Below are 13,501 nucleotides of genomic sequence, written 5' to 3' on the forward strand. Positions count from 1 at the left end.
AAACTTCTTGACGCTACCCGTGGACCAAATGTAATCGAAAAACCGATTACAATTGGACCGGGTACGGCGTGTGGACCAAATGTATGTTAAAAACCGAACACAATTGGCCTGGGTGCGGCCACAAGCCCCTGCACGCATATGAAGCATCCGGTGCAGGGAGCAGGGCGGGCAGTATGAACAATATCCATTATTCCGTATTGCTGCGGAACTGATTGGGCGTGAGTCCTTTATACTTTTTGAACACCTGATAGAAATATTTCGTATCATTATACCCGGACTGCAGAGCGATATCCTCGATCCGCATTCCGGGATCTTTGAATAGCTGGCAGGCATGCTCAATACGGACCTTATGCAGATAATCGATGAAGCTGATCTTAAGCTGCTGCTTGAACAGCAGGCTTAGATAACCGGGGGTAATATAGATCTCCCTGGCGACAATCTCACGGTTGATATCCTTCATGAAGTGCTCGCCGATATAGCTCTTGGCCGCTTCGAGCAGCTTGTTGCTGTTCTTCTTGGATGTCAGATGCTCACTGACCCGCTGGGCCGTCTCCAACAGCGACTGGAACAGATTATCCAGACTGGAGCGGGACAGCACATGGATCAGCTCAGTCAGATTCTGCCCAAAGACTTTATTTACATTGACATTGTTCTCAATACATAATTTATACAGGGCGAAGAACAGGGCGAAGCTCGATTTGATCACCTGGTCCCTGGACACCGTCTCAGGCTGCAGGGCTACATTGAACAGCGTGAGCTTATCGGCGATGTCCCCGGGAGAACCGCCGCGTACCGCCTTCAGCACCTCCTGCTCCTCATGCAGGGGATAGGAGGATTGAGAGGACTCGGCATCGAATTCTCCGCTGTACTCCACGATTTTAGCAATTCCGGTGTAGTTGGTTGTATTCAAGGCCTGGCAGGCTTCCACGAAGGAGTGGCGCAGATGCTCAATATTCTTGTCAATACTTCCGATCCCGGCGGATACGGTGAACTTCAGGAAGCTGGCGATATTCTCCTGAATAATCCGGATATAACCGCTTAATTCCTCCTGATCCGGCAGCTCGTCCATATTGAGAATTAGCACAATATCGTCCTGATGCTCGAAGGCAACGCAGAGCACAGTCTCCGGCAGCGACTCCTCGCAGATATTCTTCAGCCCGTACTTCAGCAGCTCCGTATCCTCATGCATATACTTCTCATGCAGCAGCTGGAAATTGTCGATGCGCAGCAGAATGATGCCGTACAGCAAATAGGGGAAAACCAGCTGGTTCATCTTCAGATTAGCCAGCAGCCGGGAATACGCGGGACTCTCAGTGAGGATGAGCTGGCTTAACGTCTTCTCCTTCAGCAGGGGCAGACTCTCCCGGAACCCTTGCCGCAGATGCTCAAGCGTGGTAATCTCCAGCTTCTCGGATTGAATCTGCTCCGTGATGGCCAGAACCGTGCTCAGAATCTCCTGCCGGCGGCTCGGCTTCAGCAGATAGTTACTGACCCCGGATCTTATGGCTTGCTGGGCATAGGCGAAATCATCGTATCCGCTCATAATGACCGATTTGACGCTGGGGTATTTCTCCGAGACAACCTTGATTAACTCCAGGCCGTCCATTTGCGGCATCCGGATATCCGTTAGCATGATATCGACGGCATAAGTATCCAAGAGTTCAAGTGCCTCCAGGCCGTCTCTGGCTTCGCCTGCAATATGGATGCCGTGCGAATGCCAGTCAATCAGAGTCCTTATGCCTACCCGCGCCCGCTCCTCATCGTCCACAATAATCATATTATACAAGGGACATCCCCTCCGATCTGTATTCGTATTGTTTATTCGCCCCGGCTTCTTTTATTCTTGCATGTCAGTTACAATCACCGGAACTACGATCTCCACCCGCGTGCCTTCTCCGGGGACACTGGAATAGTTCAAGGCATAGTCACCTTTATAAAAATGCTTCAGCCGTGCCTGGACATTCTGCACCGCATAGCCACCGACATCCCGGGCCGTGTAGACATCCGTCTCATCAGGCATGGTGAGAATCTTTTGCAGCGTCTCCTCGCTCATGCCGCCCCCGTTATCCTCAATCACGAACATCAGCTGGTCTCCGGTACGCTGTCCGCTGATGCTTACCCGTCCGCCGCCGCGCTTGCGTTCAATGCCGTGGATCAGCGCGTTCTCAATGAACGGCTGCAGGCTGAGCTTCAGGATGACATAGGCATACAGCTCCTCAGGAATGTCGATCACATACTCCAGAGATTCCTGGAACCGCATCTTCTGGAGCGACAGATACAGCTCAATCAGCTCTTTTTCCTTGGCTACGCTGGTGAAGCTCTTGCCCTGGTTCAGACTTAACCTGAACAGCCGGGAGAGGTTGATCACCATCTCGCTGATCTTGTCCTGCCCTGCCGCTTCCGCTTCCCAGAAGATCGTGTCGAGCATGTTGTAGAGAAAATGGGGGTTGATCTGCGATTGCAGCGCCTTCAGCTCCGCTTCCTGCTCCTTTAGCTTCAGCAGATAGGCATCGTCCACCAGCGCTTTGATGTTGCCGACCATATTATTGTAGCCCCGGCTCAGCTGGCCGATCTCATCCCAATATTTGATCTCCACCTTCTCCTCGAACTGCCCGTTCTGGAAGCGCCGCATCGACAGCAGCAGCGTCTTGATCGGCGCTGTCAGGAAGGAGGAGAAGAACATCAGCAGAGGAATGCTAAGCACCAGGCTGGCTAATACCATCACGAGCACTGCTGATTTGATGGAATTAAGCTCTTGGGTCAACGAACGGAGCGGAACACTGTACAGGGTGATCCAGCCATCCTCGTTGATGTTGTAATTCAGCAGCGTATCCTTGCCTTCCAGGCTGACGATGGTGTTGCCGGAGAGAATGCCGGCTTTGGCCTGCTTCATTACGAAGTCTATGGCTTCGGGACTATAGGTCTCTTTGCCTGCCGACAGCAGCTGTGTGCCCCGTTCACTCAGAATGAGGATGCCGTGATCCTTGTCATACAGATTCGTCAGATAGGTTCTGCGGATGGTCTCCAGATTAATGCCGACGAACACAAAGCCGATCCGGTTCCCGTTCACAATATCGCGGATAATCCGGGTCATGCCGAGCTTGTCATTTCGGTTACTCTGAATGAATACATTGTTCTCTTCTGTCAGCGGGAACCAGTAGGAGGCACCGTTTAAGGCGACGGTCTGTTTATAAGTATCATTTGAGGTAATTTTGCTCAAACTATACGCACCGCTGCTGTCATCGGTGGCAACCTGAAACAGCGGCTCGGACAAGCTGCCGTACAGAGCCAGATAGTCGAAGCTTCCGGTCACCAGCATCTGGTTCATGATCGACGCGGTGGGTCCGTTATAGAGCTGGTTCTCGATCTTCGCCGAATCCGGGGTATTGCTCCTCAGAGTGTCCTGAACGACTGGTGCGAGGCTGAATACCGTGACCCAGTCGGCTAACGTCTTTTGCATACGGGCGAGATTACTGTCGATCTGCTTGAGCACACTCTGGTTGGAATTGCTCACCTTATTGATAATCTGCTGCTTGGAGATCTTATAGGAGTATGCGCCCAGTGTGCAGGCCACCCCGGTGATCAGCAGGAAGATCAGAATCGTTATCTTGTATCGAAGGTTCATATTCAAGTAGTAGCGCAGCACAGGATCACTAACCTTTTTGATTTTTATCTTATGCGCAATGCCGAATATACACAAGGGAGCTGACAAGCGAAGTCGACAATTTTCAACATTACTCTCTTTTTCTCTACTGACCCTGACTCTAGTGCTCTGGTACGATGTGTTCAGAAACAAAGAAAGCAACCCACGATCCATAACAAATAGGGGGAATTGACATGGTTATGAATTCAAAATCCACACGTAATATACTGCTGGTTACGGCCCTTGCGGCAGTCTCGGTGCTTAGCGCATGCGGAGGCGGCAACGACAAGAACAATAATGCAGGCAGCAGCACGAACGGCGGTACAACCGGCTCTGCGGACAAGGAAGTGACGCTGCGTCTGTTCTCGAACCTTCCCGACCGTAAATCCGGCCAGGGGCTGGCAGAGCAAATGGTAATCGACAACTATATCAAAGCGAACCCCAATGTCAAGATCGATATCGAGACCCTCGCCGAGGAGCCGTTCAAAAACAAGCTGAAGGCTTACATGGCCTCCAACGAGGCGCTGGATGTGACCATGGTTCACGGCGGAGCAGAGCTGAATACGCTGGTACAAGCCGGCTATGTGAAAGAGCTAAACCCTGCGGAATACGAAGGAGATACTTATAAATTCCTGCCGGGCGTCTACAAGTCGTTCACCTTCAACGACAAGCTCTACGGCTTGCCCCGCAACAGTGACTATGAAGTGATCTATTATAACAAAAAGCTGTTCGATGACAACGGCATCAAGATTCCTACCACCTATGCCGAGCTGCTGGAAGCGGGCAAGCAGTTCCGCGCCAAAGGCATTGAGCCGATGTCGATGAACGGTAAGGACCTGTGGAGCTTCGCGGCCTTCTTCCAGGATCTTGTCGTACGCCTCACCGGTGATCAGAACCTGATGCTGGATGCGGTAGCGAAGAAGAAGAATTTCACTGGCGATGAGAACTTCCTAGCTGCGGCTAAGCTGCTGGCAGAAGCCAGAGACACCAAGCTGTTCCAGGAATCGTTCATGACAGCGGACTACGGCGCTTCCCAGAACCTGTTCACGCAAGGCAGGGCTGCTATGTGGTATATGGGCTCCTGGGAAGCAGGGATGGCAACGAATGACAAGCTGCCGGAAGACTTCCGCAACAATGTGAATGTACTGAAATTCCCGGTTGTCGAAGGCGGCAAAGGCAAGGACACCGATCTTTTGGCCTGGAACGGCGGAGGATATTCACTGGTGAGCAGCTCGAAGCATCCTGAAGAAGCCAAGAAGTTCTTCGATTATATGATGTCTGCCGATCAATGGGCCAAGATTGTATGGGATACCGGAGCGGCTGTACCGGCACAGAAATATGAGCTTACCGGCAAAGAGAGCGAGCTGCAGAAGCAACTGACCGAGGTTCTGACAGGGGCTACCAGCACAGCGGGTTCTATCGCCCTTGACTCTGGTACACCTAAGTTCAAGGATGATGCACAGAATGCCTTCGGGAAGTTCTTCGCTGGCGGATCGACACCTGAACAGCTGCTGGCCGATCTTCAAAAGGCTGCGGAAACACAATAACAGATTACAGATCACTACTATAGAGAGTGAAAGGAGACGGGGCGGGAAGCATTCTTGCCCCTCTCTAATCTTAAGGATGGAGTTGGAGTTCCATGCAAAAAGTATTTAACAACAAAATGGCAATCTTTCTGTTCGTCTTTCCGGGGATTCTCCTGTTCGCCCTGACCTTTCTTGTGCCAATTGTGCTCAGCGCCTATTACTCGTTCAGAGACACTTTGTCTCCGGGAACACCCTCGGCATTCATCGGATTCGCCAACTATACAGAGCTGCTGTTTCACGATTCCAGGTTCTGGCTGGCACTTAGAAATGCCGTACTGCTCGGTTTGGGCTTTATCCTGATCCAACATCCGATTGCCATCTTTTTTGCCATTATGCTGGACCGCCTGGGCGGTAAGGCAGAGAAGTGGTTCAGAACGATATTCTTCATCCCATGTGTCATTTCTGTAGTCGTTATTTCAAAAATGTGGTTATCCCTGCTTGACCCGACCTTCGGCGCCTTCAACAAAATGCTGGATTCCCTGGGACTCGGCTTCCTTAAGCACGCTTGGCTGGGGGACAGCAGCACTGCGCTCGTCTCCATGTTATTCATCCTGATCTGGGCCGGCTTCGGCTGGGGATTGCTGTTCTATTATGCAGGACTCAAAGGCATTCCCGATGATATGTATGAAGCCGCTTCACTGGACGGAGCCTCCGGCTTCCGATTGCACTGGCGGATTACCGTTCCGCTGCTGTCACCGGTTATTACGGTGCAGATTACTTTGGCTATGATTACCGCCTTGAAACAGATGGAGACCGTGTTCCTGACCACTAACGGCGGTCCCGGCGATTCCACCCAATTCCTGGCCGTGTATCTCTATAACAAGGCGTTCTCGGCAAGCCAATACGGTTATGCCAACGCCATCTCGATTCTGTTCATTATTGTCTGCCTGCTTGCCACCTATCTCAGTAACAAACTGACCCGCAGTGATGCGACGGAATTCTAAGGAGGACTCACCATGACAAAAAGCACAAAAACCATACTATGGGTGTTCTTCCTGATCGTCGCCCTGGTTCAGCTGTTCCCGCTCATCTGGCTGGTAGATTTCTCATTCCTCAGCAGCAATGAATTCTACTCCTCCAGCGTCCTGAAATGGCCGAGTGACCCCCAGTGGCAGAACTATATCAATGCCTGGGTGGACGGCAAATTCCTGCGCTACTTCATTAACAGCGCCTTCGTTACCTCCGTAACCATTCTGTTAACGGTGATTCTGTCCCTTACGCTCGGCTATGCCTTTACCCGGATGCAGTGGAAGCTGCGCTCAGTCTTCTTCACCATTATCCTGCTGGGGATTATGATTCCGATTCATGCGACCCTGTTGCCTAACTTTGCCATCTTCAAGGCGCTGGGCTTAACGAATTCCTATCTCGGGCTGATCCTGCCATACACCGCAGTGTCTGTACCGCTGGGAACCTTCATCCTGACCGGCTTCATGCGTAGCATTCCTAGAGCAATGGAAGAGTCCGCTGTAGTAGACGGCGCGAATATTTACCGGATTGTCTTCCAGATCATTGCACCGCTTACCGCGCCTGCACTGGTTACGGTCATCGTTACAACGTTCCTGAACTGCTGGAATGAATTCATTATGGCCTCGACTTTCCTCAGTAAAGATGCGCTGAAGACGCTGCCCTTCTCGGTCATGAACTTCGCCGGCCAGTATTCCTCAGACTACGGCTCACAATTTGCGGTCATGGTGCTGACATCGATCCCGGCCATTGTCATCTACGCCATCTTCAACGAACAGATTACCAAGGGCGTGACAGCGGGCGCGGTAAAAGGATGATCTTAAAGCGGACCAAACTCTAAGCGTATGCTATCAAAACTCTAAGCGTATGCTTCCGAGCCAGATTTGCGAAGAGATTCAGGATGTGTATGCTATCAAAACTCTTAGGAGGATTATAATGGATCACTTGTTATACGGCGTTGCTTATTATGATGAATACATGCCTTATGACCGTCTTGCGCAGGACATCCAAATGATGAAGGATGCGGGCATTAATACCGTCCGGATTGCCGAATCCACCTGGAGCACACATGAGCCGCAGAACGGGGTATTCGACTTCTCCTCTGTATGTAGAGTGCTGGATGCGATGCATGAGGCCGGAATTCATGTCATTGTAGGAACACCTACCTATGCGGTTCCGGCCTGGATGGTCAAGGAGCACCCGGAGGTGCTGGCGGTCACCGTGAACGGGGAAGGCAAATATGGTGCCAGACAGATTATGGATATCACCAGTCCGGCGTATCTGTTCTACGCGGAGCGTATCATCCGCAAGCTGATGGCTGTGGTACATAAGCATCCGGCGGTGATCGGCTACCAGATCGATAATGAGACCAAGCATTATGAGACGGCCGGACCGAACGTCCAGCTTAGATTCGTCAAATACATGAGGGAAACCTATGGAACGCTCGAAGCCATCAACCACCAGTTCGGTCTGGATTACTGGAGTAACCGGATCGACAGCTGGGAGGACTTCCCGTCCATGGTTGGGACGATCAACGGCAGTCTGGGTGCGGAATTCGCCTGGTTCCAGCGGGGACTGGTGAATGAGTTCCTGGCGTGGCAGGTCGGAATTGTGAATGAGTATAAGCAGCCGGGGCAGTTCACCACACATAATTTCGATTTCGAGTGGCGGGGCTATTCCTTCGGTGTTCAGCCTTCGGTAGACCACTTTGCGGCTTCGCAGCCTTTTGACATTGCCGGTACAGATATTTATCATCCGTCCCAGGACCAGCTGACCGGTGCCGAGATTGCCTTCGGGGGAGATCTGATCCGCTCGCTGAAGCAGGATAATTACTTCGTGCTGGAGACGCAGGCGCAAGCGTTCCCGGAGTGGACGCCATATCCAGGACAGCTGCGGCAGCTGGCATTCAGCCATCTGGGCTCAGGGGCTTCGATGGTCGCTTACTGGCATTGGCATTCGATTCATAACTCCTTTGAGACCTACTGGAAGGGGCTGCTCAGCCATGACTTCCGGCCTAACCCGGTGTATAAGGAAGCTATGACTATCGGCGCGGACTTCAAGCGGTTAAGCGACCAGTTAATGGGACTGAAGAAGACCAGTAAGGTGGCCGTTATGGTCAGCAATGAAGCGCTGTCGGCGATCGAATGGTTCAAGCTGCCGGGAGGATTGATCTATAATGATGTGGTCCGCTGGATGTACGATGAGCTCTATAAAATGAACATCGCCTGCGATTTCATCCAGCCGGGCAGCCCGCGCCTAAGCGAGTATGAGCTGGTTGTGGTTCCTGCGTTATACGCCGTCTCCGATGAAGCGCTGCAGCAGTTGAATGACTACGTCCGCAGCGGCGGCCATGTAGTCTATTCCTTCAAGAGCGGGTTCACCGATGAACAGGTGAAGGTTCGTCATACCGCACAACCCGGGATCATTCATGAGGCCTGCGGGATTGCCTACAGTCATTTTGCCACACCGAATGCGGTTACGGGACTTACCGGCAAGCTGTTCCCTGAGGGAGCCGAAGCAGGCGTTCACACCGTCCGCACCTGGATGGAGATGATTGTTCCCGGTTCAGCGGAGGTGCTGGCCAGCTACGATCATCCCCAGTGGGGCGAATATGCGGCGGTCACCAGAAATACCTTCGGCGAAGGAACAGCCACCTACATCGGCTGCATGACCGGACCTGCCGCACTTGCGGAGATCCTGCGCGATACGCTCCAGTTGGCCGGGTTATGGGGAGCAGACCAGCAGCTGTCGTTCCCGCTCATCGTGAAGTCCGGTGTGAACCGGCAGGGAAGCACCATCCGCTACTACTATAACTATTCAGCCCAGCCGCTCAGCTTCCAATATCCGTACGAAGCCGGAACGGAACTGCTGTCCGGCAATCCGGTGGCACAGGATGAGGAACTTACCCTTGATGCTTGGGGCGTAATGATTATTAAATAAACATAGCACTGGAGAACATCTACAGCATTAGGAGGCATAAGCGTGGACGTTACGGGACAAGTATGGATATCGAGTACAGAAAATGAGCCTTGGGTATCCCATCCCCTGGAAGCCACCACTGCCGAAGCAGTGGATCTGGCGTTCACCGGACAATTGCATCAGAATATCGAAGGGTTCGGCGGATGCTTCAATGAGCTGGGGTTCGAGGCGCTGAATCTCCTCGCGGACGAAGACAGAAGCGCTGTGCTGCATTCGCTCTTTCACCCGGAAGGGGATCAGCGATTCAGTATTTGCCGCCTGCCGATCGGGGCCAGCGACTATGCCCTGGAATGGTACAGCCTGAATGAGACCGACGGCGATTACGCCATGGAGCATTTCTCTATCGAGCGGGACCGCAAGTATCTGATCCCCTATATCCGCGAGGCTCTCAAGCTGAACCCGGAGCTGAAATTATTCGCCTCCCCTTGGAGTCCGCCAACGTGGATGAAATTCCCGCGCGTCTACAATTACGGCACCTTGCGCTGGGAGAAGGATATTCTGGAGGCCTATGCGCTCTACTTTGTGAAGTTCGTCCAGGCTTATGCTGAAGAGGGAATTACCATTCATCAGGTACATGTACAGAACGAAGTGGTGGCCGATCAGAAATTCCCTTCCTGCGTATGGACCGGCGGGCAACTGCTGGAATTCATCCGGGATTATCTGGGGCCGGCTTTTGAACAGCATGGACTTGCTACGGAGATCTGGCTGGGCACGATCAACGCACCGGAGCCTTGGGACGAGTGGATGAAGAAGAAGGATAGCAGCTTCGATGCCTATGCCCATACAGTATTAAGTGATCCTGAAGCTTACAAGTATGTGAGGGGAGTCGGCTACCAGTGGGCAGGCAAATACGGCATCCAGCGTACGGTACAGGCCTATCCTGAACTGCGTTATATGCAGACGGAGAACGAATGCGGGGACGGGGAGAACACCTGGTTTTATGCCAAATATGTATTCAATCTGTATCAGCATTATTTCACTAACGGCGTGAACGCGTATATCTACTGGAATATGGTGTTGCTGCCTAAGGGGCGCAGTACGTGGGGATGGGAACAGAACTCCATGATTACTGTAGACCCTGGAGGCGTCAAGGCAGTGTACAATCCTGAGTTCTATGTCATGAAGCATTTCGCCCATTTCGTGGGTCCCGGCTCCAGCCGAATCGGACTCAAGGGCAAATGGACCGGCAATGCAGTCGCCTTCGAGACGCCGGAGGGCAGACGGGTCCTCGTCATTGCCAATCCGTTCAAGGAATCGCGGACGGTTACCCTCTCGAATGACGGCACGCATTACAAGCTGGAGCTGGATGCGGAATCTTTTAATACCCTTCTGCTATAAAATAGCTACGCCATGCCGCCGTCATCCCTTCAGGCACTCTGCTGTGTACACTATTAGAATTGTTCCGTCCGTAATTCCCTGCTATACTTTTGTCAGGTTAGTTTGATAGGGGGTTATACAGATGGCAACGAATTGCTCATTAGCTAGGGAGTCCTCATGCAGAGCCTGATCCGGGGCGATACTTTGCGTGGGGCGCGGCAGGACAATCTTGATCGCCCAAACAGATATATCGTTTCTAATCGCAGGCTCTGCACCTTATTGCTGTAATCAATAATAATAAGGGGCTGAAGAGCTGTGAAACCAACATTTATTAGAAACCATCAATATAATTATATTAAGAAACAAGCGGATTTTGTGCTGAAAACACTGCGTTCGGTAGCGGACCGCCGTGTACTGGAGACCGTAAGATACAGCGCCGAGCTCAACGTGACGGGGGCTTTCGCCTCACTGACCGCCGATCAGGAGCAGATGCTGCGGGCAATCTCCACCTTCGAGAAGGCCGAGGACTTCCAGCAGTATACCAGTGGGCTGGAGCCTTATCTGGAGCCGTTTCCGCCGATTACACTGAAGCAGATTCAGAAGCTGTTTCCCAAGAATAAAAAGATGAAGCTGCCTGACCTGCAGTCCTTTGATTTCCGTTATGTCACGTATCTGGCCTGGGCGGACATCGCCACGAACAAGCTGTTCATCGTCTATCCGCATGAGGGGGAGTTCATTGGGGTGGAAGGCCGGATGCTGCCGATGCATAAGAAGGGCTACTGCCTGTTCTGCAACCGGCAGCAGGAGCTTGCCTTCCTGACCGTCAAGACCAAGCCGGAGTTTGCGGCGGCAGATAATTTTGCTTCCGTGGGCCAGTACGTATGTTTGGATAATCAGGGCTGCAATCAGAGCATTACGGATATAAGCGCGCTGGAGCGGTTCGTCCTCTCGGTGCGCAAGTAGCAGTATAGTTAGATTAAAAAGAGCAGAGCAGCGGTTCCCGGTTGGGGGCCGCTGCTCTATTTGTTTTGTATGGTAGAGGAGCTATCTGCTAGGCTGCGTAGTCATCGTCAAAGCTACCAGTTCCTCCAGAAGCTGTTCTTCCAGGCGGATGATCTCACACATATTCCTGTGAAGCTTCACCCGCGCGGCGGGCTTGTTGCCCGAGCACATCCCCTTAATCATGAACTGATTGATCAGATCCCACTGCTCGCCTGCCTGACGGTAGTCTTCAGCCGCCCGGGAGAGAGCAGGCGCCGGGCCTTCGCGCTCCAGCAGCTGCAGGAATTGGCTGAACCGGATTCGGCTGATCGGCAGGGCGTTGGCATAGATTTTGAAGGCCGAACTGGCTTCGGGTGAGTTATCAGGCTGTATCCCTATTTCCAGATAGGCCTGGGCATACGCCCTGAGCTGGACGCCCACTTGATCCGGCCGAATCTGTTGGGCAGGGCTGGTAAGCACCTCTTGAAGGATCGTCTGCCAATCTGAGCAGGAACGGGAGACTTCGCACCGCCCGAATAAAGCATAGAAATGACAGGCCCCTTCAAGGATGCTGAAATCTATCGCTTCAAGATCCTTGCCATAGTAAGCATCCGTTAGATAAATCAGACTCTTCTCCCTGTCCAGGCCCACGGCAAGACAGGCATGGCTCGTATGCAGCCTGCGGTAGGCTACACACCAGGGACAGTCATAGGAATCAAAGCCAACCAGAACCGGCATGCCTGAGGACAGCTGATTCTCCAGCAGGTCAAGCATGTAGCTTCTATCCATTGCCGGTTCAGTCCGTTCTATATAACTGAAGGTAAGGCCATGATACGCGGACAGATAGCCGGTATTGATCCGGGGCAGCCGTATCCGTTCAATCAAAGGCTGGTCCGGGGCTTGCGGCTCATCCAGGAACATCTGCCAGGCATCGCCGTACATGCCTTTGCTTTCCACTCCCTGCCACTGTGCTACAGACTGGATGCAATCATCAATACAGCTGCGCAGCTTAGGGTAGGGGGTACTTTTAACAGGAGCAATGTTCAACACTGCTCATCATCTCCTTCGCCGAGCAGAAGTGGCTGTGCAGCCGGTCGCGATAAGAAGCGGGAGTCATGCCGCTGAATTCGCGGAAGAGCCGGTAGAAGTATTTCATGTCGTAAATGCCGACCTCAAGGGCCACGGACTGGACGCCAAGCTTCGTGAACAGGAGCAGGATACAGCTGTATTTCATCCGGATCTCCTGGAAGATCTGGATGTAGGACCTGCCGGTCTTATTCTTAAGCAGCCGCTGGAACTGGCGGGAGCTCACCGCAAGCTGGCGGCTCATCTCATTCAGCGTGATCCGCTCACTATAGTTACTGATCATATATAGGAGGACATCATGCAGCGGGTCATACTGCGGTCCCGGGCGTTCGGCGAAGGGAGTGTCTGCTGCGGGCATAATCAGCTTGGCCAGCTCCAGTAGCGGCGGGTATAGCCGCTGCTCATCCATAAGCGGGCCAGAGTTCAGCATCCCCTGCAGCCGCCCGAGCAGGAAGAGGATTTCCTTATTCTTCTCCCTGTATCCGAACCATTGCCGCACCTCCAGAAGCTTAAGCAGCGGCAAGAGGGCCTCTTCGGATAAGGGACCCGGCAGCTCTCTGAGCACACTGTCAAGCCCGGGCCTGAGCATACAATTCAGGATCAGCAGCGGCTCGGTACCGCTCAGATCCTGCGGATGAAAGACATGGGATATCCCCGGCGGAATCACTAGAACATCCCCCTGCACCACCTGCATTTTATCCTCACCTGCCAGATGAATGCCTGTCCCTTGAACCACGTATGCCAGCTCTACGAAATCGTGCTGATGACGTACGGAAGTGACCGTATTTTGAGTCAGGAGCATTTGTACGGGTGAAGAAGAGTCGAATAAATAATCCCCCGTAAATACCGGAAAAGCTTCCATAAACAAACCTCCGTTTCCTGCTTCCTTATGTTGGATGACTGGAATCCACCCTAGTATATCTCAATATTTTGGCGCATTCAACCA

Annotated in this window: 10 protein-coding genes; 6 read left to right on the plus strand and 4 right to left on the minus strand. The window is 52.6% G+C overall.

What is annotated here, in order from left to right; genetic code table 11:
• Positions 1-187: 187 nt before the first annotated feature.
• Positions 188-1,777, minus strand: coding sequence for a response regulator (locus MHH78_RS12445; RefSeq protein ID WP_341170319.1), 1,590 nt, complete (start codon positions 1,775-1,777; stop codon positions 188-190).
• 60 nt (positions 1,778-1,837) lie between these two features.
• Positions 1,838-3,625, minus strand: a complete 1,788-nt coding sequence (locus MHH78_RS12450; RefSeq protein WP_341170320.1) for a sensor histidine kinase — start codon at positions 3,623-3,625, stop codon at positions 1,838-1,840.
• A gap of 212 nt (positions 3,626-3,837) precedes the next feature.
• Between MHH78_RS12450 and MHH78_RS12455 the strand changes: the two genes are divergently transcribed.
• From MHH78_RS12455 to MHH78_RS12480, 6 genes are all read left to right on the plus strand, one after another.
• A complete protein-coding gene (locus tag MHH78_RS12455; protein ID WP_341167580.1) occupies positions 3,838-5,190 on the plus strand; it encodes an ABC transporter substrate-binding protein in 1,353 nt (450 codons plus the stop codon).
• A gap of 92 nt (positions 5,191-5,282) precedes the next feature.
• Positions 5,283-6,173 (plus strand): carbohydrate ABC transporter permease, encoded by an 891-nt coding sequence (locus MHH78_RS12460; protein ID WP_036731631.1) that lies wholly within the window; start codon positions 5,283-5,285, stop codon positions 6,171-6,173.
• Positions 6,174-6,185: 12 nt separating this feature from the next.
• Positions 6,186-7,010: a carbohydrate ABC transporter permease gene (locus MHH78_RS12465; RefSeq protein ID WP_036731633.1), complete on the plus strand. Its 825-nt coding sequence runs from the start codon at positions 6,186-6,188 to the stop codon at positions 7,008-7,010.
• A 118-nt stretch (positions 7,011-7,128) separates the two neighbouring features.
• Complete coding sequence (locus tag MHH78_RS12470) at positions 7,129-9,132, plus strand: beta-galactosidase (protein WP_341167581.1); 2,004 nt, start codon at positions 7,129-7,131, stop codon at positions 9,130-9,132.
• A gap of 105 nt (positions 9,133-9,237) precedes the next feature.
• Positions 9,238-10,509, plus strand: coding sequence for a glycoside hydrolase family 30 protein (locus MHH78_RS12475; RefSeq protein WP_341170321.1), 1,272 nt, complete (start codon positions 9,238-9,240; stop codon positions 10,507-10,509).
• Between the two features lie 294 nt (positions 10,510-10,803).
• On the plus strand, positions 10,804-11,451 hold the full coding sequence (locus MHH78_RS12480) for a FusB/FusC family EF-G-binding protein (RefSeq protein ID WP_076081269.1): 648 nt from the start codon (positions 10,804-10,806) through the stop codon (positions 11,449-11,451).
• 81 nt (positions 11,452-11,532) lie between these two features.
• On the opposite strand, the gene MHH78_RS12485 is transcribed toward MHH78_RS12480, so the two are convergent.
• Together MHH78_RS12485 and MHH78_RS12490 are read right to left on the minus strand one after the other, a co-directional pair.
• Positions 11,533-12,519, minus strand: a complete 987-nt coding sequence (locus MHH78_RS12485; RefSeq protein ID WP_341167582.1) for a hypothetical protein — start codon at positions 12,517-12,519, stop codon at positions 11,533-11,535.
• Positions 12,497-13,417 carry an AraC family transcriptional regulator gene (locus MHH78_RS12490; protein WP_340951268.1) on the minus strand — a complete coding sequence of 307 codons (921 nt, stop codon included), beginning with the start codon at positions 13,415-13,417 and terminating at the stop codon, positions 12,497-12,499. Before MHH78_RS12490 ends, MHH78_RS12485 begins: the two co-directional genes overlap by 23 nt.
• Between the last annotated feature and the right edge of the window lie 84 nt (positions 13,418-13,501).

Source organism: Paenibacillus sp. FSL H3-0333, assembly GCF_038002805.1.
GTDB lineage: Bacteria > Bacillota > Bacilli > Paenibacillales > Paenibacillaceae > Paenibacillus_AQ > Paenibacillus_AQ silagei.

Excerpts from the sequence above, each read along its gene's own strand:
- MHH78_RS12465 (WP_036731633.1), top strand. The coding sequence starts at position 6,186 with ATGACAAAAAGCACAAAAACCATACTATGGGTGTTCTTCCTGATCGTC.
- MHH78_RS12490 (WP_340951268.1), bottom strand. The coding sequence starts at position 13,417 with ATGGAAGCTTTTCCGGTATTTACGGGGGATTATTTATTCGACTCTTCT.
- MHH78_RS12470 (WP_341167581.1), top strand. The coding sequence starts at position 7,129 with ATGGATCACTTGTTATACGGCGTTGCTTATTATGATGAATACATGCCT.
- MHH78_RS12460 (WP_036731631.1), top strand. The coding sequence starts at position 5,283 with ATGCAAAAAGTATTTAACAACAAAATGGCAATCTTTCTGTTCGTCTTT.
- MHH78_RS12455 (WP_341167580.1), top strand. The coding sequence starts at position 3,838 with ATGGTTATGAATTCAAAATCCACACGTAATATACTGCTGGTTACGGCC.
- MHH78_RS12450 (WP_341170320.1), bottom strand. The coding sequence starts at position 3,625 with ATGAACCTTCGATACAAGATAACGATTCTGATCTTCCTGCTGATCACC.
- MHH78_RS12445 (WP_341170319.1), bottom strand. The coding sequence starts at position 1,777 with ATGATTATTGTGGACGATGAGGAGCGGGCGCGGGTAGGCATAAGGACT.